Source organism: Peptoniphilus indolicus (assembly GCF_900454665.1).
GTDB lineage: Bacteria > Bacillota > Clostridia > Tissierellales > Peptoniphilaceae > Peptoniphilus > Peptoniphilus indolicus.
The window spans coordinates 1,449,719-1,475,227 of record NZ_UGTH01000001.1; the positions used below are offsets into that span (position 1 = coordinate 1,449,719).

Genomic DNA, 25,509 nt, shown 5'->3' on the forward strand with positions numbered 1-25,509 from the left:
GATAAAGGGTTGATACATTTTTTATATATGTATTCATTTCTTTAAACAAGAGGAATTTATTTATATGGTATTGTTTATAATTTTCTATAAGTGGTATAAAATACTTAAATATGGAGGTTGAAAATGAAATTAATTATAAAAGTGCTTGTAAGTGCATTGGCAATAGCAATAGCAGCAGCTCTTAGTCCTATGAGAGTTTCAAATTTTTCAGCGGCGATAATGGCTGCGATTGTAATGGGTGGTTTGGATTGGTTAATAGGTAATTACACAAATTTGAGAACGTCTTCAGCTGGAAGAGGCGCTTCAGGATTTTTGGTAGGAGCGGCTGTAATTTATATTACCGGTAAATTGGTAAGTGGATTTTCATCTGGAATTATAGGTTCATTGATAGGAGCGGCAGTTCTTGGCATTGTAAGTGCAATAATACCGGGAGAAAAGACATTTAAATAATATGTTAAAAAACAAATTTTTAAAGGGAAGTTATTATTTTATAGCATTTGCAATCTTTTCAAATATGATTGCAAATGAAAACGACTTAAAGATTAGATTGTTATTATCTGTAATGATAGTAGCATCTTTGAGTTATTTTTTTAACTTACTAAGAAATAAAGATTGAATAAGATAAGTTTGGGCGAAGTTATTATACTTCGCCTATTTTTTCACAAAAAGAGTCATAGAGAGATATTTTTAACTCAACTCCAAGCTCTTTAAAACATTCATCTAAAGCTTTGAAGAGAGCTTTAAAGTTATCTTTTGAAATATTTTGACCCATGTGTCCGATTCTAAAAAGTTTTTCACTCATATTTCCAACGCCTTTTGATATGGCAATATATTTCTGTCTCATCAATTTAAGAAGACTTTCGGATTCAATTTCATTTGGCATCAGTACGGCTGTTACAGTATTAGAACGGCAATTTTTTGCATAGAGTTCAAGTCCTGCTGATTGAATTATTTCTCGAGTTATATCAGCGTAAGTTTTGTGAAGTTCTATTGAATTTCTGTTAAATAGCTCTTCAAGTGCAATGTCCATTGCATAAATTAAATTTTCATTCATTGTGTAACAGAAAGGTGCGCCTTTAAAATCATAGTAGTTTTTAAAGTTCATATAGTATGAAATTACGGGAGTTTTTCTGTCATCAATGACTTTTTTGGCTCTATCTGAAATAGTAACTATGGTTATTCCAACCGGCGCTGAAAGACATTTTTGGCTTCCTCCGAGCAACACATCTAAGCCGCTTTCATCAAAGTCGATAGCTTCTCCACCCAGTGAAGAAACACAATCAGCTATTGTAAGTATGTTGTATTTTTTTAGTACGCTGACTATTTCGTTTAAATCATTGGTAAGTCCTGAAGGAGTTTCACAGTGCACGAAAGTTGCAAGTTTGAAGTTTGAATCTTGTTGTAAGAACGAATCCAGTTTATTTACATCAATGCCATTTCTAAAATCAAACTCCAACACGACAGGGGTTCCACCGGCAAACTTTACATAGTCTGCAAAGCCGGCGCCAAAGAAACCATTTGATAGTACTAAGACTCTATCTTGTGGCTCCACAAGTGAAATTATGGCTGCTTCAAGTCCCATAATTCCCTCGCCAAGCATGAAAAAAGAAGTAGCTTCTGTATTTAGTAATTTTGAAATCTTTTTTTCAACGCTTCTGTGAAAAACTTGATACTCCGGGTCTAAGTCGGGGTTTGTTTTTGATTTAGAAAGTGCATTTAAAACTTCAGGGGATATTGAAGTTGGACCGGCACAAAGAATTTTCATTTAATCACCTCAAATACATTATATATGATATTGTCGGGAATACAATTTTAAGTAAGGATACTTTTTATATAGCAAAAACTTTTTAGAAATAGGATAAATTTTAATTATATACATTTGAAAAAGTATAAGGGTTTAGATCAGTAAAAATTTATTTGAAACTAGTTTCTATATTTTTACCACCTGTTAAGTCAAGGATGATAGAGTGATTATCGTCCTTTTCTTATGTGAAAATTTAGAGCAATGTTAAAAATGACAATAAAAATATTAAGTTTAATAAGTATATAAATATTTTAATTTATAACAAGAAAATATATTATAGTGTATGGAATAGTTTAATGTATAGCTCTAGAATCTAGAGACATCAAATTAATAGTAGGGTTTAAATTTAAATTATGAATAGCAAATTTTATCAAACTATGGTATTTGATTTGCAGAAAAAGTAAATACATATTTTTCTATGGGAATGGGAGGGAAAAAGGTGAAATATGGCTACGTAAGAGTATCAACCAAAGAACAAAATGTAGATAGGCAAATGTCAGCTATTCTAGAAGAGGGAATTGAAATAAATAAAATATACATTGATAAAGCAAGTGGTAAAGATTTTAATAGGAAAAAATATAAAAGACTTATAAAAAGAATAAAGGAAGGGGATGAACTCTATATAAAATCAATAGATAGGTTGGGAAGAAACTATGATGAAATTATAAAAGAATGGAATAAAATTACCAAGGAAAAAAATGCAGATATTATTGTCTTGGATTTTCCACTTCTTGACACAAGAGCTAAAGTCAATGATTTAACAGGGAAATTTATAGCTGATATAGTTCTTCAAATATTATCTTATGTTGCTCAAATAGAAAGAGAAAATATCCATCAAAGACAAATGGAAGGCATAAGAGAAGCTAAAAAAAGAGGAGTCAAATTTGGCAGGGTTAAAAAGGAAATACCAAAAGAGTTTTATAATTTAGCAGAAAAATGGAGTAGAAATGAAATAAGTCTTAGAAAAGGAGCTAAAGTTTTGGGAGTGAGTCATACTACTTTTTCTAATTGGGTGAAAGAAAAGGGATACTATTTGAGAGAAGTGTAAAAAATACTAGACTTTTATTTACATATAAATCACATACTAATTTAGTGATAGTAATCTTTTATAAAACAGTAAATTTAACATCTATATGTACTTTATTAGTATATCACAGTTTGTATTTTATTTCCTAAAATTATTGCCAATTAAAGTCTAACATTATTGACAGTTAAGGTAGAATCAAACCACAAAAATTACAAGAAGGAGGAGTTAAAAGGCAATAATTAAATAGAGACATACTATTAATTTTAGGTATTTTTGATGTGGTTTTAAAGCTTAGATATTAAATCAGTACAACTAATTAATGACAGGTAAATCTATATGACACAGGTCTTTATTAAGCAAAAAAAACTTAAAATCAAGTCACAAGGAGGAAAACATGACAAAAAAAATTAAAAGTTTACTAGCTATAATGATGGCGCTAGTAATGATTCTATCAGTAGGGTTTGGAAGTGAGAAGGCTTTTGCTTATGCAATTGCTAATCAGGGGAAAATTACAGTAAATAAAACAATAAAGGATAAGAAATATGCTATTTATAAAATCTTTGATTTAACTTATACAGGCGAAGATGAAAACAAAAATGTTTCTTATACCATTGCAGAAGATTGGAAAGATTTCTTTGAAAATGGCGCTGGAAAAAGTTATATCGTTAATGACAATACAGGAGAATTAAACCCTATAACAGTAGATGGCAAGGTAAAATATATTAATATCACTGAAGCGAATATTAAAGACTTTGCAAAAGCTGCACAGAGTCAACTAAGTAAGATGAATAAAACCGAAGTAAAAACGGCACAGGGAGAAACATTAGTTTTTGAAAACCTAGAGCTTGGTTACTACATGGTTAGTCCGGAAGGAGCTACAGAACCAACAGGTGAGAAGCATGGTTCAATCGTATCTTTAACATCAACCTTACCAGAAGTAACAGTGAACTCAAAAGGTAAGTATCCAACTATAACGAAAAAAGTGGATAAAAAGTCTGAAGACTATAGTAAGCCGGTTAAATTTACACTTGAATCTAAGATTCCCGATACAACAGGATATGATAAGTATGAATTTTTTGTAACAGATACCCTTTCAAAGGGACTTGAACTTGATACAGATACTATAAAAGTAAAAATTGGAGATAAACAAGAACAAACTGTAGGTATAGAAAAAAGTGCAAACTATTATTATGAAAAATCAGCGGGAACAGATGGTTCAACTGTTTTAAAGATATTTTTCAATATGAAAGAGCTACAAGAAGATGTAAATAAAAAACTTGAAATTACCTATCAAGCTAAAATAGGAAAAGATGCTCTAGTAGGAAATACTGGTAACCCAAACGAAGTTGAATTAGAATACAGCAATGACCCTAAAAATAATGATTCAAAAGAAAAAACACCAAAGGTTACTGTAAAAGTTTATACAGGGAAAATTAAGCTGATAAAACATGAAAAAGATAATGAGGGGAAAAAACTTCAAAATGCCGAATTTGTTTTATACAAAAAAGAAGGAGGCAACAAAGTTAAATACTATAAGTTAAATGAGAGTAGCGATAAAAAAGAAGTTATTTGGGTTGATGATATTAACCATGCTACAGTTGTTTATACGGATTTTGAAGGTAAAGCTGAGTTTAAAGGTCTAGCAGCCGGAACATTTTTCCTAAAGGAAACAAAAGCACCGGACGGATATAACCTACTAACAACAGATACAGAGGTTACGCTAACAGATGATGATTCAAGTACAAGTACATTAAAAATGGAAGCTGAATCCAAGATAGCAAACTCAAGCGGTATAGCACTTCCTGGCACAGGCGGTATGGGTACAACCCTATTTGCAGTTCTAGGTGGAGCAATCATCCTAATCGCACTATATAGTCTTGCAAAAGGAAAAGTAAAAAAAGAAAGGAACTAAAAAATCTTGGGTAGAGCCGGTTATCCGGCTCTGTTCAAATAAAAATTATTTATGGAAAAAAGCAAATCAATTTTTTTTCGTGTTCTTTTATTAATAGGTTGTAGTATTTTCTTCTACCCTACTATCAGCGACTATGTCAACAGCATCACTCAATCCAGAGCGATTGTTGAATACCAAGAAGCACTAAGTCAGTTTGAAGGGCTGGAGATTGAGCAAATAAAAGAAAGGGCGGATAAGTACAATCAAAATTTATTAAAGATAGAACATCCATTATCCAATCCTCTTTCACTCATAGGATATAGAGAAAACCTGGACCCTTTTAAAAACGGAATGATGGGAACAGTCACGATAGACAAAATAAATATAAACCTTCCTATCTACCACGATGTAAACGAGGGGGTTATCCAAGTAGGAGTTGGACACCTGCCGGGGTCATCTTTACCGGTAGGAGGTAAGGGTACTCATACCGTTATATCAACCCACAGCGGACTGCCGTCAGCCAAACTGTTTACCGATTTAAATAAGCTGAAAATTGGGGACGAGTTCATCTTATCTGTATTAGGTGATGATCTAACCTATAAAATAAATCAAATTATTACTGTTTTACCAAAAGAAGCAGAAGCCTTAAAAATAGAAGAGGACAAAGAATATGTAACCATGTTTACATGCACCCCTTACGGAATAAATACTCATAGGCTTCTAGTAAGAGGGGAAAGAATAATAAAAGATACAAACCATAAAGAAGTAAAAACTCTTGAAAAAGCGGAAAAAAATATAAAAACACATCTAATTAAGATGATAATTTTCTTGAGTGTATTTCTTATCATTCTATTTACAATTATAAAAGATCTAATATCTTTAAACCAAAATAGAAAAAAAGATAAAAATTAAAAATTTGCTTTAAGCAAGATTTATTGGAGGTGAAAGATGAATAAAATAAAAAAAATCCTACCATTATTTCTTATGTGCTTAATAATTAGTCTTATGATATTTCCCTTAGATGCTTTGGCAAGTAGCGACTTTGATATAGATAAATACGTTCAATTTATTATAGACTATCAGAATGATGGAAAGAAATTATCTAATGCAGACTTTGATATATATAAAGTGGCAGATGTTGATAAAGATCTAAATATTAAACTCACAGAGAAATTTAGTAAATATCCTGTGGATTTAACAAAATTAAATCAAGAGGCCTGGAACGATTATGCTCTGACTCTTAAGGGATATGTACAAAGAGACGGGTTAAAAGCTCTAGTTACAGGTACAACTGATGTTAACGGAATTTACAAAACAAGACTAAAAGCAGGCTTGTATCTTGTTATCGGTAAAAATCTAACTTTGGATAATTATATATATGAATCCAGTCCTTTTCTAGTTTTACTACCTAATGTAGAAAAAGAAACAGGAACATGGAATTATGATGTTATCTCAAAGCCAAAGACAACAAGAAATGAAAAAATCATAAAGGAAGTATCTAAAAAAGTTATTAAGATTTGGAAAGATAAAGGTTTTGAAAACTTTCGTCCTAAAGAAATAGAGATTGAACTATTAGGAAACGGGAAGCTAAGAGAGACCATAGTTTTAAGTGAAAAAAATAATTGGCAGCACACATGGCATAAATTAGATGCAAGTGTTAATTGGACAGTGGCAGAAAAAAGTGTGGACAAAGGTAAATATAAGGTGATGATATGGGAAGATTGGAATACTTTCTTTGTTGAAAACACTTGTATTCCACCGGAAACATTACCGGGGAAACCGCCTAAAGTTCCACCCGAAATGCCACCTAAAACAGCATTAAAAGTGCCATTAGAAATACAACCGGAAATAACGTCAAAAGAAACAAAGCAACATTTACCACAAACAGGTCAGTTGTGGTGGCCGGTGTATACACTAGTTGGTCTTGGTTCAGTTATGATTGTGTTAGGCTTTATTCAAAATAGGAGAAAGAAGGTGGATGAATGAAAATTAAAATTAAAAAAGTTCTATCGCTTGTTTTAGCACTGCTAATATTACTTTCAAATTTTCCTATTTCTCTAGCTATGGGTAAAGAGTCTTTTGATGAACAAACAAAAAAGGCTGAGTCAATTATCACAACAAAGGAAGAAAGAAAAAAAGGATTTTTAGATAAAAAAGGAAATAGTGAGAGTAAAGGTAATGTGTTAGAGGAAGAAAATAGCGATGAACCTACAAAAGAATCTAAAACAGTTTTAGATGAAGAATCGAACAAGAGAAAAAGCACAGATTTATTTCCTATAATTAAGGAAGCAAATGACGAAAATAGCAAAATTCAACTTCTAGGTAAAAACTATGAACTTAACTTACAGAGAGATACAAATAGTAGTATTGATTTTTCAGATAAAATAACAAGCATTAGAATTTCTAAACAAGTCGGTGGTTCATGGATTCCATCAGAGGAATTTCAGGATGGAGATAATGTTAGAGTAAATATAAACTATTCTTTAAAACCTAATGATATAGGACCGAAAAATACAAAAATACATTATCAACTTCCCAGAGGAATAATGGTTTCAGAAGAGGAAATGGGACAGGTTTATTCTAAGGGGAAGGCTGTTGGAACTTATAAAATTGGGACTGACGGCAAAATAGAAATAACATTTAATGATGATTTTATTGAATTTGGAGCAGGTATTGATGGCACAGTAAGTTTTAAAGGAACTGCTTCAAAAGATGGTGCAGATGAAGAAGGAAAAATTAAATTTCCAGGCACAAATTTTGAAATTACAATTGTGAAACCACCAGCTCCACCGGAAGAAAATAAGTACGATATAAATACAAAGAAAACAGGAAAGATATCGGACAATAAAGATATAATTGATTATAAAATAGTAGTTTCTACATGGAAAGGAACCGGTAATATCATTAAAATAGAAGATACGATACCTGAATGGAACTCCAATACAATTAATTATTACCAAAATCGTGATATTGTCGTTAAGAAAATTTATTCTAATGGTTCGAGTACAAAGGTTAATAATCAATATAACCTACGTTGGAAAGATAAGGAAGGAGGATTTACAATTGAAAGTCTTCCTAAATTAGAACCGGGTGAAAAATATGAAGTAACTTATAGTGTAAGGGTATCTCCAAAAGACCTTAATGCTGAAGTGTATCAACTAAATAATAATGCGTATGCCAAATCAAACAATAATGAAGATAGTGGCGAAAATTATATAAAATGGCATAAAAATAATATTAAAAAATCGGGTTCTTATAATCCTAAAGATGGTTTAATTCAATGGACAATTGAGATAAATCCTGATGGAATGGATTTAACAAATTGGACTTTCGAAGATTGGGTATTTGGAGAAATTCATGGAGATGTAACTCTTCGTAGAGACTCAGGAGATTATAAATCAATCAATATTAATGATTCTGTTCATAAATATTCAGATAGAAGCTTAATCCAATATACTTTTCCAAATTTTATAGACGAAGCTGCTAAGAAGTCAAAATATACTATCTTTTTTTATACAAAAGCCACTGAACAACAAAAAGAACAAGGAGAGGCTAAAAATACAGCCACTATCAATAATGAAAGTGATGAAGCTACTGTTAAAATTTCAAAAAGAGAATTTGATTTACAAAAAACATTTGATAAGCATGAGTTAGTTGAAAAATCTAATAAGTTATTAAAAAACAAATGGTATATTAATATCGATCTTCCAGAGGGAAATCTTCCAGAATTTACTTATGAAGATGAAATTTTAAATGCCGTTGATGAGAAAGGAAATGATTTAGGAGCGGATAGCCACTATGGGGTCGCTTCTGAACTTGACCATATTTTTAAAAGTGAGATTTATTTTCATGAACAAAATGGAGAGCATATTGATCAAAGTAATATTGATGTAGCCATTAAATATTTTGATCAAGCTGGAGCCGAGATCTCATCTAGTGATTCTACAAAAAAAGTAAAATCATTTAAGATTATTGTTATCCCAAAAGAAGGTAAGGCTTTTAAGGCTAGATACATGAGAACAGGTCTATATTTTACCTATACAGATTTATCCAAAGCTTCAGCGAATGCAGAGGTGAAATCTGTAAATAAGGGTAAGCTTTCTAATGTCGAAAGAGAAGCTGAAAGTAAGTATAAAAAAATTCCAAAACTTTCTAAGAGTGTATACAAGGGCAAAGATAATTCAGGCAAAGGCATTTATGAGTATGAATCTTCTGAATTAGCCTATAAAGCTTTTGGCGGAAAGATTAAGTATCGAGTAATGTTAACTACTTCAAAAGAGGATACTAATAAAGACTTAATATTAAAAGATGCTTTACCAAAAGGTATAAAATTTGATGAAAGTTCTTTAAGAGTAAAATATTTTGAGTCTGAGTATTACCAGCCAGAAACTATTTGGCTTAATGGTCAACAATATAATATTAATGAAAATTCGACATCTAATTTAGATAAAAACGATTTAAAGATTACAATTAAAAAATTTCAGTTTGATGAATCACATCCTTTAATTGTCGTATATTATGACCTAGATATAAGTCAAGATGACTATTGGGACGATATAAAAAACTCTGAAAAAGAGTATTTAAATAAAGTAACATGGGGGAATGAAGAAAGCCAAGTAGTAACTAAGGTTAAAAGAGATCCTGAAAGGATTGATAAAAGAGGAGTACAACTGGATGACAAAGGTAATCCACTTATAGGATCTGATGGTAAACCAATTCCTGTGAAAAGACCAGCAGGTAGAATTAAGTACACAATACCAATAAATCCAGCAGGAGAAGACTTGAATAAGGGTTCTAATACATTAATCTTAAAAGACAAGTTTTCTGGTCCTGAGAATTTACAGGCTATGCTCGATATTGATTCTGTAAAGTTATATAGATATGACCTTAAAGCAGGTAATAATAAGGGAACACTAGTAGATGAAAGTAATTATACTCTAAGTTATGATTCAGATAATAAAGAATTAACGATGAAGATTCCTGATGAAATGGGATTAGTTTTAGAATACGAGTATGTTTTAGATACTAATTATGCTGGTGATATAAAAGTTTCTAATGAAGTTTCATTAGATGGTGAATGGTCAAATAAAGATGAGACTGTACTAAAGGAAGTATCATCATCTGCTACTGCAACTAAAAAGCTTATAAAAATATATAAGGTTGATAGTGATAACTTTAAAAAGGTCTTACCTGGCACAGAATTTAAGCTAGAATACTGGGATAAGCTAGAAAACAAATGGAAAACCCACAAAGAACGAATTGTAGTTGAAAAAGATGGATACATCTTGTGGAATTTAGCGGGAAGAGATAAAGATTTAGAAGAGGATACTCTCTACAAATTAATTGAAACAAAGCCAGTGATTGGTTATCAAAAAATAGAAGAAGAAATTTATATAATATGGCAAGGTGACCATGAAAACTTTGATACTTCTTATAATAATTCTGGGGCCTTAAACGCTGGTATACAGAAGAATAAGATACTAAAATTTGCGAACGGTGGTGGCATTAACTATATTACAAATAAATATACTAGACTTACTGTAAATAAGATTTGGCAAGATGCACAAGGAAATGTTATCAAGAAACCTAGTGACAGAGATATCAACATTAATTTGTATCGTAGCTTAAAAAAACCAGATGGCTATGAAGTTAAAGTTATATTAAAGTCTATGGCTTCTTGGGTGCAAGATGACCAAGAATATACTGTAATAGTTAATAAGTCTACGGGAATGGGAATAACAATAAGTTTTAACGGCTGGATGGGTAGTCCAAGCTATTCTTATGATGGCAACAAAGGAGAATTGGACGATAATAATGCAAGTTTAACCATTCCGTCTATAACTAAAGATACAGTTATTACAATAACACACAATAATAACCATGTAGTCCCTAGTTTTTCTAACTATGATAAACCTATCCTTAAAATAGAAGATAAGGAGTTTATGGAAAAAATTACTTTGAATAGTAGAAATAATTGGACAAAAAGTTGGGATGATTTGCCTTATCAGGACACAAATGGAAATTCATATTACTATACTGTCGAAGAAGAATCAATTGCAGGGTATACAACAACATATACCAATAATGAAGGTATCCAGCAAGGAGACATTAATGTAATTAATACTTCCGATGAGGTAAAAGGCTATGAACTGCCAACAACTGGTGGATCAGGAAGTACTATGTTCAGATTAACAGGGCTTTTCGTCTTATCTATTGGCTTAATAATCCCTTATAGAAAGAGACAAATTAAATGCTAAAGGTAAATAAGTTTTTCTTATTTGGCACGATCTGTATTTTGTTTGGACTCCTACTTTTTTCTAAAAACTTATGGGAAGATTATCAGGTAGGAAAAGAAACTGAGTTAATCAAGGAAAGTCTTAAAGAAAAAAGTCGCACAGAAATTGAAAAACTAATGGATAATAGACCTGATTATATTAAAAATCCGCATATGGAAATGCCAAAGCTAACAATAAATGGCAATGACTATATCGGATATGTAATTATACCGAGCTTAGAGCTGGAACTTCCGGTTCTGAGCTCTTGGTCTTATCCTAAGCTTAAGATCGCCCCAGCAAGATATGAGGGATCGGTATACCTAAATAACATGATCCTGTTAGCACATAACTATAAAGTCCATTTTGGCAAGCTACATCGATTAAATATTGGAGATATCATTCAATTTAAGGATATGGATGACAATCTATTTGAGTTTACCGTAGAAAAGAAAGAAGAGCTGGATAAAACACAAGTTAAAGATATGCTTTCCGCAGACTGGGATCTAACCTTATTCACTTGTACTCTAGGTGGTGAAGCAAGAACAACGATACGATGTAAAAGAATACAAAAGTAAGTGTTATCGATATAGCATTGTATAAATAAAATTTAAGAGAGATTTTTTTGAAAAAAGAAAATTTTTGTAGATATGGTATCGAAGGATTTAAAAGAAATAAATAAAAATGATGAGCTTATAGGGAAAAGGTTTGGAAAACTGAAAGTGATATCTGTTTATAAAAAAGGCAAGTACAAAAAATGTAAATGTATTTGTGATTGCGGAAACACTACTTATGTATACTATAGCAATCTTATCTCGGGAAGAACCGTAAGCTGCGGTTGTAGAGGGGCAGAGATTGCTAATAGCTATAAAAACATAGTAGGAGAAATATATCACGACCTTATAGTTGAAGAGAAAACTGAAAAACGTAAAGATGGCTTGATAGTTTGGAAATGTAGGTGTCTTAAATGCGGAAAATATATTGAAGCCACCAAAAAACAACTGGACAGAGGATATGTCAAAGACTGTGGGAATCATAAATATGAAGACTTATTGGGACAAAAATCGGAGAACTTACAGTTATCTCATTTGATAAAAATAGAGAAAAATATCTTTGCCTATGTTCTTGCGGTAAGTCCACTTATGTATCCAGATCTAATTTAATCAGCGGGCATACACTTAGTTGTGGTCATCTTGGTAATGACCGAAAATATAACTATGTAGACGGAGCTTTACCATACCTATTAACAGGAAAAGTCCCATCAAATAATACCAGTGGTGTAAAAGGCGTTAGTCAAACTAAAAGTGGCAATTGGGTTTCATATATTACATTAAGAAAAAAGAGATATACACTGGGAACATTTAAGAAAAAAGAAGATGCTATTATAGCTAGAAAAAGGGCTGAAGAAAAACTATTTGAGCCGATTTTAAAAAAAGCAGGTAAAAATATTAAGGTAAACAAACAAGAACAGCAAAAACAATATGTCGTTAAGAAAAAATATAGATGGGGTGAAAGGTAAAAAGATAAAAACAAACTATTAAAATGCTCCGGTTTATTTTCGTAGTAAGAAAGATGGTTTATATTTCGTATTTTCTATATACTATTTAAGAAAACTTATAAAACTTTAACATTTTAAAAAATTTTACAACTCACCACAGTATTTCTATGAATTATGTAATTTAATTTATTTAAATTAAATCAAATAAGTATTAGATAATGTTTTTGTTATATTGAGTTGTGTTTAATAAAGAGACTAGTATAAAAAGGATTAGGCTGATGCAAAATAGCTCAAATTCAAGAAAAGGCTTACTCATTTCAAGGTAGTCGGTTTTCTTTTTGACCATTTTGCATCAGTCTATTTTTTATTAAATATTAAATTAAAAAAAGTTATAGACTATGGAAGAGTTTACGATATTTTTTGGGAGTTAAACCGTATTCTTTTAGAAACAGTTTATTATAATAGCTTTGTTGAAAAAATCCACATTCTAGTGATATTTCTGTTATAAGAGCGGAAGTCTCTTCAAGCATTTGAGCGCTACGTTCCAATCTATAGCTATTTAAAAATTCTATAGGTGATTTACCGGTGTATTCTTTAAAAATTCTCATGCAAGTACTTTTACTTACTGAGCCGGAATTTGCAATATCATCAAGAGAGATTTTTGAACCAAAGTTTTCGTAAATAAATCTAGACATTTTACGTTGGATTTGTATGTTCGGATTTTCTCGGTCCTTTATAGTTTCGTTTGATGTTTGATATGCAATATATAGTCTGCGCAGTATCATAATCATAATTGAGGTTATTTCCATTTCATAGCCAAGTGGTTTTGAATTGTAAATGTCTTCAATTTCATTTATGAGATTTAGTATTTCTTTAGATAGTGAACTTTTATAGCTAAATCTCATGTGAGAAAAGCCGTTATCAGAGAGCATAGGCAACATATATTTTTTGTACATAGTTTCATCTTTAAAGAGTATATCCGGGTTGAAGATAAAAGTTTTCTTTTTGCAAATTTTTAATGAGTTATCGTTTAATATTCGGTGAATTTTTCTGCGATTTATCACACATACATCACCAGCTTGAGCCTCAAGGTTTTTACCGTTGACTTGACAGATGAATTTACCTTCTATAACTTTTATTATTTCTATGGAATTGTGCCAATGAGCTAGTTCTTCATTTTTATTTTTTGTAGAGCAAGTATTTTCTTCTATATAAAAAGGTATTTCTATATCAGTTATTTTCATTTTCTATAAATCCTTTACAAATGACCATATATTATTATTTTTTAGTTATAAAATACTATTTAGTAGTCCTTTTGTATCATATAATATCAATTACAAAGAAGCAATATAAAAAAGGAAAAGATTTATAAAATAAAGGAGAAAATTATGGAAAAGAAATTAAATGTTTTATTGTCAGATCTGATCGTATTTTATCACAAGTTACAAAACTTTCATTGGTATGTTTCAGGACTTAACTTCTTCCAAGTTCATGGACAACTAGAAGAAATGTACAATGGAATTTTACCTCAAATAGATAGTATTGGAGAATTAATTCTGATGATAAATGGAAAACCGGTATCAAACATGAAACAATTTTTGGAAAATGCTGAAATAGAAGAATCGGAAGGAGAATTCCAAAATGATGTTAAAAAGATATTTGAAGTATTAAAGGAAGATTACAAACATCTATTGAATAAAGCTGAAGAGATTAAAGCTGATGCAGATGATAAAAATGATTATTTAGTTTCTGCTAATATGGATGAACTTATTGGAAGTTATAGCAAAGTAATTTGGATGATTTCACAAGCAAGTAAATAATGAGGATAAGAGCTAAAGATATTAAATTGTCTTTAGCTTTTTTATTTGTTGTCTTTAGTTAATTGGAATATAAAATAATGCACTTGAAAAAATGTAATAAAATCTCAAAGATAATATAAAAAACTATTATATGGATGTCTAAATAGTCAAGAAAAATAAATTTTGAAGAAAACTAAGGTAGTGACTTTAGACTATAACTAGGAAAACTTTGGATTATAACTATCTATCAAATCATATCTTTAATAAGAAGCTGCGAATGTATGTTAGAATAATTAGTAAGATGTAGATTGTAAACAGAAGGAGTTGAGCTTTATGTATGGTGCAATTTTGGGAGATATAATAGGCTCTCCTTATGAATTTGATAGAGGAGAAAAGACAAAAGATTTTGTTTTGTTTAATAGAGAGTCTAAATTCACTGATGATACGGTAATGACTTTGGCAGTTGGGGAAGCTTTAATGAATTTAAAAATCAATACCGAATTGAAAGATGTAGAAATTGAAGTTGCAAAGTCCATGCAAACTTGGGGTAGAGAGTATCCAAATAAAAGTTATGGACTGTCTTTTAGAGAATGGATATTTGAAATTGATCCTAAGCCATATAACAGTTTTGGAAATGGTTCGGCAATGAGAGTTTCTTCTGTTGGTTGGTTATATGATTCGCTTGAAAGAACTAGAGAAATAGCTAAGGCTACAGCGGCAGTAACACATAATCATCCTGAGGGGATAAAGGGAGCTGAGGCAATAGCTTCTGCAATTTATCTAGCTAGGAATGGAGCTACTAAAGAAGAAATAAAAGGTTATATCGAAAGTGAATTTGCGTACGATTTGAATAGGACGATAGACGAGATAAGGCCAACTTACCAGAGGTATGAAATTTGTCAAAAGACAGTTCCTGAAGCAATAATTTCTTTTTTAGAGGGGATTGATTTTGAAGATACTATTAGAAATGCTGTGTCATTGGGTGGGGATACAGACACAGTAGCAGCTATAAGCGGCAGTATTGCAGAGGCTTTTTTTGGGATTCCTGACGAGTTAATTGTAAAATGCAATAAGTACATAGATGGAAAAATGCTGAGCGTGTTAGAAAAGTTCTACGGTATTTTGAGCTGAAAAGTGTTAGATGAATTAGGGGATTAAATCTGAAAAAGTTAATGTTAAATAAAATAATGGGAAGCATAACATTTAAAAAATTAATATTTTACTGGGTGATTATGGTAATACTATTTAATTTACTAAATGATTTTACAATTAGAAGTTCATTTTTAAATTGTTTGATATTTGCTTCAATAGGGATATTTTTGTTGTTTTATCCGGTGTATACTTTTGAGATGAAACAAAAGTATGGGCTTGAAAAGAGTAAAAAATATATAAGAATAATTGCAATTATAGAAATAATTTTAGCTTTTTTATTAAACTATTCTCTTTAAAATAACAGACTGTTTAATTGTATAGAGAATAAATTTGTAAAAAGTATTAATTATTCTTGCAAATATAAAATTTATTGTTATTCTATTACTTAGAGATGGTATTTTTTTAACTATACTCATGACACAAACTTATAAAACTGAACAATCAAGCTTATATTTTTAATAAGACTTTAAATATTGTAAATACATGACTTTGTCATTTATTTTTTCATGCGATGAATTGATATTTGAGTGTTAGTCATTTTTTTATTTTATGGGTTGAATGTCGTGCTGTCTCTAATAAAATTTAGAGGAGAAAATATGAAAGTAGTAAAAACAGTAGCAGAAGTAAGAGAGATTGTAAATCCCATAAAATTACAAGGGAAGAAAATAGGATTAGTTCCAACAATGGGATTTTTACATGATGGGCATATGAGTTTAATTAAAAGAGCCAGAGAAGATAATGATTTTGTAATGGTATCTATATTTTTAAACCCAACTCAATTTGGTCCTAATGAAGATTTAGATAATTATCCAAAAGATTTGGAAAGTGACCTTAGCAAGTGTGAGGCACAAGGAGTTGATTTAGTTTTTACTCCTGATGTTGATGATATGTATGACAACTTAAAAACTTATGTAAAAGTTGAAGAACTTACAAATCAATTGTGTGGGATGTCTAGACCGATACATTTCCAAGGAGTTTGTACAGTAGTGTCTAAACTATTTAACATAAGCAAAGCTGACAGAGGATATTTTGGACAAAAAGATGCTCAACAATTGGCCGTTTTGAGAAAAATGGTTAAAGATTTAAATTTTGATATAGAACTTATAGGATGTCCAATAGTTAGAGAAGCTGACGGTTTGGCAATGTCTTCAAGAAATAAATATTTAAATGAACAAGAGAGAAAAGACGCTCTTTGTCTTTATAAATCAATACAAAAGGCAAAGGAAATAATAGGAAAGGGAGTTGCTTCAAAAGATATAATATCTGCGATGACAGAAGTTATAAATGAAGTACCTTATGCAAAAATAGACTATATACAAGTTGTAGATTCTGAATTTTTACAACCCGTAGAAACGGTAGAAGGGGATGTATTGGTTGCTCTTGCTGTTGATATGGGAAGTGCAAGACTAATAGATAACTTCACTTACGAGGTGTAAAATGGCAAAATTTAATAAATTTTCAAGTTTTGTAGTTAATAAAATTATCTTCATAATAGTGATTTTATCTACAATAGCATTTTTTTATCCATCGGGATTTGCGTGGATGACAAAATACACTGCAATTTTCTTAGGGGTAGCAATGTTTGGAATGGGTACTACAATTGATTTTTTTAGTATGAAATCTATAGTTGTTAAGCCAAAAGAAATAATAATAGGTGTTATAGCACAATTTATATTTATGCCATTAATAGCATGGGGATTGTGTATAATGTTGAATTTGCCAAGCGATATAGCATTGGGTGTGATTTTAGTCGGATGTTGCCCGGGTGGTACGGCAAGTAATGTAATGACACACATAGCTGGTGGAGATGTAGCTCTTTCAGTTACAATGACAACTGTTTCAACTCTCCTTGCACCATTCTTGACACCGGTTTTAGTATACCTATTGGCAGGAGCGTGGATAAATGTTTCGCTATATGCTATGTTTATAACTGTTATTAAAGTAATTTTGATACCGGTTTTATTGGGGATATTTGTAAAAAATATAGCTGGAGAAAAAATGGAATATGTAACTCCTGTATTGCCGCTTGTTTCATCAATTTCAATAATTCTTATAATATCAGGAATAATTGCAATTAATTCAGATAAAATAGTTGAAAGCGTAATGCTAGTTACAATGGTTGTATTTATACACAATGTATTGGGGCTTTTGATGGGAATGGGAATTTCTAAGCTATTTGGAGTGGAATACAAAAAAGCTACAGCAGTTGCGATTGAAGTTGGAATGCAAAACAGTGGTTTAGCTGTGTCATTAGCTACAGCAAACTTTGCAATGAATCCATTGGCAACTTTGCCGGGAGCAATTTTTAGTGTAATGCACAATTTAACAGGCTCTGTATTCGCAAATATCAGAAGAAGTGGAAGTAAAAATATAGAAAATAATATGAAAGCTGAGTTAGAGAGTATTTAAAAGTTTTCATAATATTTAGAGAGGTTTAATATGAGATTGTGGCATGAGGATCTAATAAGTAAATTACCAAGGCAACAACTCTTAGGTCAACACAGAGAATGTTGTGCGCTAAGAGGAAATGGATGGGGCAAAAGACATTCCACAGTTGACTATGTATTTACTCACTCTCCTTATAAATTGTATAAGTACCACTCTCTTGTTATGCAAGAGATGAAAAACAGAGGATATAAACCGAATTTAAAATGGGAAAATCATTTGTATAGAGGAGAAAAATGTAGAGCGTACGATACACTCGAGCATGAAAAAATCTCAAAGCCAATATATTCTGAACACGACGATAAATATTTAGAAGAGTGTTTAAATAATTTAGCCGAAAAAGGAATTAAAATAGAATATAAATAAATTTTCAATAATCCTGAGTTATGTAACTTGGGGTTATTTTTTATTATTAAATAAAAAATTTAGGAAATAAATAATTTAATATAAATTCAAAAAAACTATTGCAAATATATTAAAAAAAATGTTTAATATATTATGATATTTTTTTGAGGAGGTAGTTAATTGAAGAAAAGGTTAAAAGTTTTAATGAGTGTGCTATTTTGCATTCTCGTTGTTGTAGGTTGTGGGCAGAAAGGTAATTCTGTGGATTCAAAGTATTCAGAAATTCAAGAAAAAGATTTTAAAAATTACTTGGAAAAAGTAGATACTGAATATGCACATAAGATTGCACTTGACTTGGGAGAGTTCAAACAAAATCAAGAACTAGGGTATAGAACAGCGGGAAGTTCTGCTGAATATGAAGCTGGAAAATACTTAGAAAAAGAAATGAAAAACATAGGCCTTACTGAAGTAAGTGCTGATGAGATAAGAGTAGATAAGTGGGAATTTGAAAAAGCTAATCTTATTTTTAAAGATAAAAGTGGAAATGAAGTTAAATCAGTTTTAGGTGGATATCAGATAAATTTTGACACTAAGGGTGAAAAGGAATTTGATATAGTTTATGCCGGCAAGGGCACTAAAGATGATTATGAAAATATAGACGTAACTGGTAAATTGGTACTCTTAGATATAAATCAAAGAGAAGAATGGTGGGTAAATTATCCTACGCTACAAGCTCATTTTAAGGGTGCGGTGGCAGTGATTGTTGCCCAAGATGGTGGATATTCTGAAGTAGATGATAAAGCTTTAAACGCTCAAGATATTTGTGGGCCAGATTATGCTCCGGTATTTTCAATATCAAAAGCTGACAGGAATGTGTTAAAAGAGGCCATTGATAATGGGAATACAAAAGTAAAGTTAGATGCAAAATCTAAAGTTGATTTTGACCAAAAGACTTATAATTACATTGGGAAAATAGAGGGTAAGGATAAAGATAATGTAATAGTTTATTCTGCACACTATGATGCTTATTTCAGTGGTCTGCAAGACAACAGTATGGCTGTTGGACTTATGATGTCAATAGCTAAGGCAATGGTTGAATCAGGATATCAACCTGACAAGACAATTGTATTTGCTGCATTGTCTGCTGAAGAGTGGGGAGTATCAAACACAAGATATGATTGGAGTACTGGAGCTTACAGACAGATAAACGAAGCCAGACCTGAGTGGATAGGAAATGCTCTTTTAGATATAAATTTTGAGTTGCCGGCTTATGAGCATGAAACTCACGATGAAATAAGAGCGATATATGAATTGAAAAATTATCTAACTGATTTTTCTAAATTAGTTCCAAAAGTAGATGGTGTGTATAAGGATGGCATAGAAGTTGTTGCTCCGCTTAGAACGTGGTCTGATGATTTTTCTTTTGCAACTTCTGGAATTCCTGCGCTTAGAAATGATTTTCAAGACAGTGAATTTATGAAGACTCATTACCATACTCAAATGGACGACAAAGAAACTTACAATGAGAAAGCTTTAAAATTCCACCAAAATTTATATGGGTTACTTGGAATTTATTACGATAAGACAGCAGTTGTGCCACTTGATTTTTCAAATAGAATGGAAGCTTTAAAAGAATCTATAAATGCTGAAATGAATAAATCAGAGGGAACGGAATATAAAGAGTTAATTGCTGAGAGTGATAGAGCAATTTCAAATGCCAAAGAAGTAATGAAGAAAGTTGAAAAATTAAATCAAGACTATAAAAATGCCTTGGTAAATAATGAGCCAACAGATGGAATCTTAAAAGCGTCGAAGGAATTAAATTCTAAATTGCTTGAGACTTTTAAATATGCTGAAAGTAATTTGGTGAGACTTACTTGGGAAGATGAGCCTATCTTTGCGCATCAAAATCCTCAAACTAACATAGAAGCCTTGTCAAATTCGAAAGGTTTGATAGAAAAAGGTGATGTTACAAAAGCTTTAGATGAGGAATTATATAAAGTTGACAACAATTGGTACGCATATAGTTTTGACAAAGATGTTTTTGAATATTTTACTAACTATGTAATCAATGCAGAAAAAGGAAAACTTATGTGGGGCGCTGGCAAAGTTGTTTCGCATAGAGATTTGTATGATTTAATAAATTCTTTACAAGAAAAAGGCGATGGAAAAGAGTACAGTGCTGAACTTGAAATAATTTCTAAATCTATAAAAGAAGAGCAAGAAATTTTAAAACAAACTGTAGCTGAAGAATTAAAATCTGTGAAAGAAATTAACAATTTGTTGGAATCAATTAAGTAATACTTATTTGATTGGAAAATTATAAATAAAGAGATAAAAGTATGAAGAAAATAAAAGTTGTCGCGGCAGTCATAAGAGCTGAAAATAAATTTTTTATAGCTAAGAGAGGCTATGGAGAATTCAAAGGATTTTGGGAATTTCCCGGTGGCAAAGTTGAAGCTTTAGAGAGCGATGAAGAAGCTTTAAAAAGAGAGATTAGAGAAGAATTAGAAATTGAAGTCGAAGTTTGTGAAATGCTGTGTAAAATAGAACACAACTATGAAAATTTTTCTGTCGATTTGTCTGTATATATGGCAAGAATTTTAAAAGGTAACATAATTTTAAAAGAGCATATGGATTCAAGCTGGATTACCATAGATGAAATTGACAAATTTGAATTTTTAGCTGGAAATGTCAAAGTCATTGAAGAGTTAAAATCAAAATTTATAGTTTGAAATTTAGGTTTATAATTAATTTTTTGGATAAATATATTTAAAAGCTAAACTTTTTGTGGGGGTGTATAATTTGGATAAGTTAAATAAGTTAGAAATACTTAAAGTTATATTGGAAGATGTTGAAGAAGAATTAACGGATGAAGAAATTCTTCATCTAATATTGGATAGGACAGTATTTAAAGATTTAGCGTCTAAAAAGAAATATACACTTGGTCAAAAAGCAGCTGATAAATTAGCTAAGTTTGCGGGAAGTTGGACTTTTATAATATTATTTACTGTGGCTCTTGCGGCTTGGATTATGATAAATAATAAATTAGGAAATAAAGCTTTTGACCCGTTTCCTTTTATATTATTAAATTTAATCCTTTCTTGTACGGCAGCTATACAAGCTCCGTTGATTATGATGAGTCAAAATAGACAAGAAGAAAAAGATAGGCAAAGAGCAGAAAATGATTATAAAGTCAATTTAAAGACAGAAATAATTATACAAGATATTCACAGAAAATTAGATATTTTGTTAGAAGAAAAAGATAAACAAAGTGAATAAAAAATATTATTTGGTAGCAATATCTAGCTACTGTTTAAAAAGTATTGTTTGCATTAATCACAAATATAGCGTAAAATTGATTAAAGGAAAGAATTTGGCAGTCGAGTTCAGCTCGATTGCCTTTTTCAGTTTAAGAATCAGAAAGGAAAAATTATTGAAATTTAATGAATTATCTCTTTCAGCAGAGATTTTAAAAGCTGTTGAGGAAATGGGATTTGAAGAAGCAAGTCCTATTCAAGCACAAAGTATAACACCACTCTTAGAAGGTAGAGACCTTATAGGACAAGCTCAAACAGGTACGGGAAAGACTGCCTCTTTTGGTATACCTATGATAGAAATTGTAGAACCTGAAAATTATGTACAAGGTTTAGTCTTATGTCCTACAAGAGAACTTACAATTCAAGTTGCAAATGAAATAACAAAATTAGCTAAATATAAAAAAGGGATTCACGTTGTTCCAATTTATGGGGGAACAAATTTTGATAGACAAAGAGTTGCATTAAAAAATGATGCTCAAATAGTTGTTGGAACTCCGGGACGTATAATGGACCATTTACGAAGAAGAACATTAAAACTCGGCGATTTAAAGATTGCAGTTTTAGATGAAGCGGATGAAATGTTTGATATGGGCTTTAGAGATGATATGAAGACCATATTCGACCAAACGAATAGAGAAAAACAAACTTGTTTCTTCTCAGCGACAATGGGAAAAGAAATAACAGAATTTTCAAAAATATATCAAAATGACCCTGAGGTTATAAAAGTAAAACACAAAGAGCTTACAGTTGAAAATATAACACAATATTATCTTGAAATGTCAGAAGTAATGAAGACAGAAATTTTAAGCCGTATAGTGGATATTTACAATCCTAAACTTTCTATAGTGTTCTGTAATACAAAGAGAAAAGTTGATAAATTGGTTGAAGACCTTTTATCACGTGGCTACAGAGCAGATGGACTTCATGGAGATTTGAAACAAAATCAAAGAGACCAAGTTATGAAGAAGTTCAGACAATCTAACATAGAAATCTTAGTTGCAACAGATGTTGCTGCAAGAGGTATTGATGTTGGAAATGTTGATGTAGTAATAAACTTCGATATACCACAAGATGAAGAGTACTATGTACACAGAATAGGTCGTACGGCTAGAGCCGGTAGAAAAGGAAAGGCATTTTCTTTTGTTGTAGGAAGAGATATCTACAAACTACAAGATATAATGCGTTACACAAAAGCTCAAATGGAATATATGGAACTTCCTACAATTTCAGATATGGATGCAAGACAATTTGACAGATTGATAGAGATTGTTGAAGAAAAAATGGAAAGAAAACCAGATATTTCTAAGTACCTACCTATAATTGATGGACTATTAGCCAGAGAATATGGAGCGGTTGAAATTGCAGCACTACTTCTTAAAATGGTAGATGAGCAAGAAAACCAAAGAAATCATCAAAGACTTGACCAAGTTGACTACGGTAAAAAATATAAGTGGTCAGGAAAAGGCGGTTCCAAAAAAGGTAAAGGCTTTAATAACTACAACAGAAACAATAACAACAAAAATAGAAATAAGAATGGCAAGAAATCTAATAACTATAAAGATTTCAAAAAAGGCAACAAAAAAAGATATTCAAATTAATTTAGAAACTGTGTGATGAGCACAGTTTTTTTGGTACAAAATAAAAAAATTTGTTATACTAGTAAAAATAAATTTAGGGGTGAAATATGAATATAAGAAGAGTTAATTTAGATGACACAAAAGACTTACTTGCAATATATAGTCCTTACGTTATAGATACATCCATAAGTTTTGAATATGAACCACCAACAGAAGCTGAATTTAGAGACAGAATAGAGAGCATATCTACCAAATATCCTTACATAGTTGCGGAAGTTGATGGAGAGATAGTTGGATATGCATATGCAAATGTATTTAAGAGCAGAGCGGCTTATGACAAATCTGTTGAAACTTCGATTTATTTGAGAAAGGGAAATAGAAGAAACGGAATAGGTAGAAAACTATATGATAAACTAGAAGAACTTTTGATAGAACAGGGAATAGTGAATATGTGTGCTTGTATAACTACAGCAGATGAAAAAGATTCAAAGAGTGATGGAGCAAGTATTGAATTTCATAAGAAAATGGGATTTGAATTTGTTGGAGAGTTTAAACACATAGGATATAAGTTTGGTAAATGGTATGGAGTTGTATGGGCTCAAAAGACTATTGGAGAAATTAGATAAAACTATTTTTTAGGGTATAAATTAACTACACTATAATGTGCAGGAGGATAAAATGCTTAAAAAAATCTTTTTGGGTTTAGGATTAGTTTTGGTGATTATAGTTGTTTTTTGTGTAAATGCTTTTAGACCCACTCCAGAATTTATGAGAAATAATACGGTTGATGGTGTAAAGGTGGATGTGAGACTTAGCACTGATAAGAGAATACCAATAGTAAAGACATTTACACAAGAGGAATTTTCAAAGAAGGATGAAGCTGATTTTGAAAAATTAAATGATTTTCTAAACGGCAGAATTGAAGGCGATATTCCAACGATTCACTTGGAAGAAGATAAAAACATCTATCTTTTATTTAATAAGGATGGGAAAGTCATAGAACCGGATGAAACTCCTAAGATAACTATTGTATCTAAACCGTCTTATTTAGATGTTCAAGATGGCGAGAGAGTAATAGAAGGGAAACTGAAAAAACTTGACAGTGGATACGTCTATGAAATGAATAGATACAGAACTCAATTTGAAAAATATTTTATGGAGTCAAATCTTTTAACCGTGAACTTTGCCATAGATGGAGAAGCATTTGTAACATCTTTTTATGCAATTACTAACAATGCCATTGAAGGAACAGATTTTTTTGAAAATGAAACATTAGCAGAACCAATACCTGCAGAAATTTAAAGGAGAAGAATATGTGGTTTTTTAAATCCGTTCCCTCTGCAACATGGGACGAGATAGAAGATGATGGGATTATAGTTGATGTAAGAGAACCTTATGAGTTTAAAGCTGGACACGCACCTAAGGCGAAGAATGTACCTCTTTCTCAAATTCAAAATTTTGAATCAAAAAAGAAAATTTATTTAGTTTGTGCAAGTGGAGCGAGAAGTAAAAGAGCAGCAATTTATTTACAGAAAAAAGGAATGGACGCTGTGAACATAAAGGGTGGAATGATGACCTATAGAGGCTAGAAAGTGTATCAAAAGATGCACTTTTTATTTTTTATAAATAGTTGGTGGCTGTGTATAATTTTAATAATATTAAAAATAATTTTTAAATAGAGAGTTGAAAAATGACAAAGGGATTAGTTTACGTAGCAGATGATGAAAAAGATATAAGAGAATTGATAAAGAGTTTTTTGGAAGAAGCAGGACATACTGTGAAGATTTTTGAAAATGGAGATTTATTATTTGAAGAATTTAAGAATCAAGAACCGGATTTGATAATATTTGATGTTATGATGCGAGGGACTGACGGATTTGCAGTGACAAATAAAATAAGAGAGATATCAGAAATTCCAATTTTATTATTAACCGCAAGAGATACAGACATGGATTACATAACAGGTTTTACAGCGGGGTGCGATGATTATTTTACAAAACCATTTTCGTTGGTAAAGCTTATGATGAGAGTAAATGCTATTTTAAAACGTGAAAACAAGACAAAAAAAGAGTCTGATGAACTTGTTTTTGGAGATATAACTCTATTTCCGTCGTTAAAAAAGTGTGAGATAAATGAGGCAGAAATAAATTTAACCAAGACGGAATACAGTCTTCTTAGTTATTTAATAGAGAGAAAAGATTTGGCAGTATCAAGAGAAGAACTGTTAAATGAAGTTTGGGGTTACAGTGTGTCAGTTGAAACGAGAGTAACTGATGATACAATCAAAAGGCTTAGAAAAAAATTAAAAGATAGTGGCAGTGAAGTTCAAATAGAAACTGTTTGGGGATATGGATTCAGGTTAAAATTAAAGGATTAAAT

Annotated in this window: 25 protein-coding genes; 23 read left to right on the forward strand and 2 right to left on the reverse strand. The window is 31.1% G+C overall.

Features of this window, described 5'->3' with window-relative positions; genetic code table 11:
- Window positions 1–123: 123 nt before the first annotated feature.
- A complete protein-coding gene (locus tag DYE58_RS06945; RefSeq protein WP_004819561.1) occupies window positions 124–450 on the forward strand; it encodes a phage holin family protein in 327 nt (108 codons plus the stop codon).
- A 1-nt stretch (window position 451) separates the two neighbouring features.
- Entirely contained in the window at window positions 452–616 is a 165-nt protein-coding gene (locus DYE58_RS11050) for a hypothetical protein (protein ID WP_004819559.1), read from the forward strand.
- Between the two features lie 24 nt (window positions 617–640).
- Here the strand turns inward: DYE58_RS11050 and DYE58_RS06950 are convergent, their stop codons facing one another.
- Window positions 641–1,765 (reverse strand): pyridoxal-phosphate-dependent aminotransferase family protein, encoded by a 1,125-nt coding sequence (locus DYE58_RS06950; RefSeq protein WP_004819557.1) that lies wholly within the window; start codon window positions 1,763–1,765, stop codon window positions 641–643.
- A gap of 478 nt (window positions 1,766–2,243) precedes the next feature.
- Here DYE58_RS06950 and DYE58_RS06955 point away from each other — a divergent pair, with 478 nt between their 5' ends.
- The 7 genes from DYE58_RS06955 to DYE58_RS06985 all read left to right on the forward strand — a co-directional run bounded on the left by DYE58_RS06955 (window position 2,244) and on the right by DYE58_RS06985 (window position 12,157).
- Entirely contained in the window at window positions 2,244–2,852 is a 609-nt protein-coding gene (locus tag DYE58_RS06955) for a recombinase family protein (RefSeq protein WP_040552129.1), read from the forward strand.
- 373 nt (window positions 2,853–3,225) lie between these two features.
- On the forward strand, window positions 3,226–4,743 hold the full coding sequence (locus DYE58_RS06960) for a SpaH/EbpB family LPXTG-anchored major pilin (protein ID WP_004820768.1): 1,518 nt from the start codon (window positions 3,226–3,228) through the stop codon (window positions 4,741–4,743).
- Between the two features lie 51 nt (window positions 4,744–4,794).
- Window positions 4,795–5,634: a class C sortase gene (locus DYE58_RS06965; protein WP_115312133.1), complete on the forward strand. Its 840-nt coding sequence runs from the start codon at window positions 4,795–4,797 to the stop codon at window positions 5,632–5,634.
- 36 nt (window positions 5,635–5,670) lie between these two features.
- The gene (locus DYE58_RS06970; RefSeq protein WP_004820771.1) at window positions 5,671–6,708 is read left to right on the forward strand and encodes a Cna B-type domain-containing protein; all 1,038 of its coding nucleotides are present in this window, start codon (window positions 5,671–5,673) and stop codon (window positions 6,706–6,708) included.
- Window positions 6,705–10,979, forward strand: a complete 4,275-nt coding sequence (locus tag DYE58_RS06975) for a Cna B-type domain-containing protein (RefSeq protein WP_004820772.1) — start codon at window positions 6,705–6,707, stop codon at window positions 10,977–10,979. The genes DYE58_RS06970 and DYE58_RS06975 overlap by 4 nt, the downstream gene beginning before the upstream one ends.
- Window positions 10,973–11,572, forward strand: a complete 600-nt coding sequence (locus DYE58_RS06980; RefSeq protein ID WP_004820775.1) for a sortase — start codon at window positions 10,973–10,975, stop codon at window positions 11,570–11,572. Before DYE58_RS06975 ends, DYE58_RS06980 begins: the two co-directional genes overlap by 7 nt.
- 72 nt (window positions 11,573–11,644) lie before the next feature.
- Entirely contained in the window at window positions 11,645–12,157 is a 513-nt protein-coding gene (locus DYE58_RS06985) for a hypothetical protein (RefSeq protein WP_004820777.1), read from the forward strand.
- A gap of 724 nt (window positions 12,158–12,881) precedes the next feature.
- Here DYE58_RS06985 and DYE58_RS06990 read toward each other — a convergent pair.
- Complete coding sequence (locus tag DYE58_RS06990; protein ID WP_115312134.1) at window positions 12,882–13,736, reverse strand: AraC family transcriptional regulator; 855 nt, start codon at window positions 13,734–13,736, stop codon at window positions 12,882–12,884.
- 144 nt (window positions 13,737–13,880) lie between these two features.
- On the opposite strand from DYE58_RS06990, the gene DYE58_RS06995 reads away from it, so the two are divergent.
- The 14 genes from DYE58_RS06995 to DYE58_RS07060 all read left to right on the forward strand — a co-directional run bounded on the left by DYE58_RS06995 (window position 13,881) and on the right by DYE58_RS07060 (window position 25,507).
- The gene (locus tag DYE58_RS06995) at window positions 13,881–14,312 is read left to right on the forward strand and encodes a Dps family protein (protein ID WP_040552307.1); all 432 of its coding nucleotides are present in this window, start codon (window positions 13,881–13,883) and stop codon (window positions 14,310–14,312) included.
- Between the two features lie 312 nt (window positions 14,313–14,624).
- Window positions 14,625–15,422 (forward strand): ADP-ribosylglycohydrolase family protein, encoded by a 798-nt coding sequence (locus DYE58_RS07000; protein ID WP_004820780.1) that lies wholly within the window; start codon window positions 14,625–14,627, stop codon window positions 15,420–15,422.
- 41 nt (window positions 15,423–15,463) lie between these two features.
- Complete coding sequence (locus DYE58_RS07005) at window positions 15,464–15,739, forward strand: hypothetical protein (RefSeq protein ID WP_004820782.1); 276 nt, start codon at window positions 15,464–15,466, stop codon at window positions 15,737–15,739.
- 300 nt (window positions 15,740–16,039) lie between these two features.
- The gene (panC, locus tag DYE58_RS07010) at window positions 16,040–16,879 is read left to right on the forward strand and encodes a pantoate--beta-alanine ligase (protein ID WP_040552309.1); all 840 of its coding nucleotides are present in this window, start codon (window positions 16,040–16,042) and stop codon (window positions 16,877–16,879) included.
- Window position 16,880: 1 nt separating this feature from the next.
- A complete protein-coding gene (locus tag DYE58_RS07015) occupies window positions 16,881–17,852 on the forward strand; it encodes a bile acid:sodium symporter family protein (RefSeq protein ID WP_004820788.1) in 972 nt (323 codons plus the stop codon).
- Between the two features lie 30 nt (window positions 17,853–17,882).
- A complete protein-coding gene (locus DYE58_RS07020) occupies window positions 17,883–18,254 on the forward strand; it encodes a TIGR02328 family protein (RefSeq protein ID WP_004820791.1) in 372 nt (123 codons plus the stop codon).
- 159 nt (window positions 18,255–18,413) lie between these two features.
- A complete protein-coding gene (locus DYE58_RS07025; RefSeq protein WP_115312135.1) occupies window positions 18,414–20,534 on the forward strand; it encodes a M28 family peptidase in 2,121 nt (706 codons plus the stop codon).
- A 41-nt stretch (window positions 20,535–20,575) separates the two neighbouring features.
- Window positions 20,576–20,968: a (deoxy)nucleoside triphosphate pyrophosphohydrolase gene (locus DYE58_RS07030; RefSeq protein WP_004820794.1), complete on the forward strand. Its 393-nt coding sequence runs from the start codon at window positions 20,576–20,578 to the stop codon at window positions 20,966–20,968.
- 61 nt (window positions 20,969–21,029) lie between these two features.
- Window positions 21,030–21,515: a DUF1003 domain-containing protein gene (locus tag DYE58_RS07035; protein WP_370882801.1), complete on the forward strand. Its 486-nt coding sequence runs from the start codon at window positions 21,030–21,032 to the stop codon at window positions 21,513–21,515.
- Between the two features lie 154 nt (window positions 21,516–21,669).
- The gene (locus tag DYE58_RS07040; RefSeq protein WP_245946067.1) at window positions 21,670–23,151 is read left to right on the forward strand and encodes a DEAD/DEAH box helicase; all 1,482 of its coding nucleotides are present in this window, start codon (window positions 21,670–21,672) and stop codon (window positions 23,149–23,151) included.
- 86 nt (window positions 23,152–23,237) lie between these two features.
- On the forward strand, window positions 23,238–23,756 hold the full coding sequence (locus DYE58_RS07045; protein WP_004820800.1) for a GNAT family N-acetyltransferase: 519 nt from the start codon (window positions 23,238–23,240) through the stop codon (window positions 23,754–23,756).
- Between the two features lie 52 nt (window positions 23,757–23,808).
- On the forward strand, window positions 23,809–24,432 hold the full coding sequence (locus DYE58_RS07050; RefSeq protein WP_040552314.1) for a hypothetical protein: 624 nt from the start codon (window positions 23,809–23,811) through the stop codon (window positions 24,430–24,432).
- An 11-nt stretch (window positions 24,433–24,443) separates the two neighbouring features.
- A complete protein-coding gene (locus tag DYE58_RS07055; RefSeq protein WP_004820803.1) occupies window positions 24,444–24,719 on the forward strand; it encodes a rhodanese-like domain-containing protein in 276 nt (91 codons plus the stop codon).
- A gap of 101 nt (window positions 24,720–24,820) precedes the next feature.
- Window positions 24,821–25,507, forward strand: a complete 687-nt coding sequence (locus tag DYE58_RS07060) for a response regulator transcription factor (protein WP_004820805.1) — start codon at window positions 24,821–24,823, stop codon at window positions 25,505–25,507.
- The last annotated feature ends 2 nt before the right edge of the window (window positions 25,508–25,509 follow it).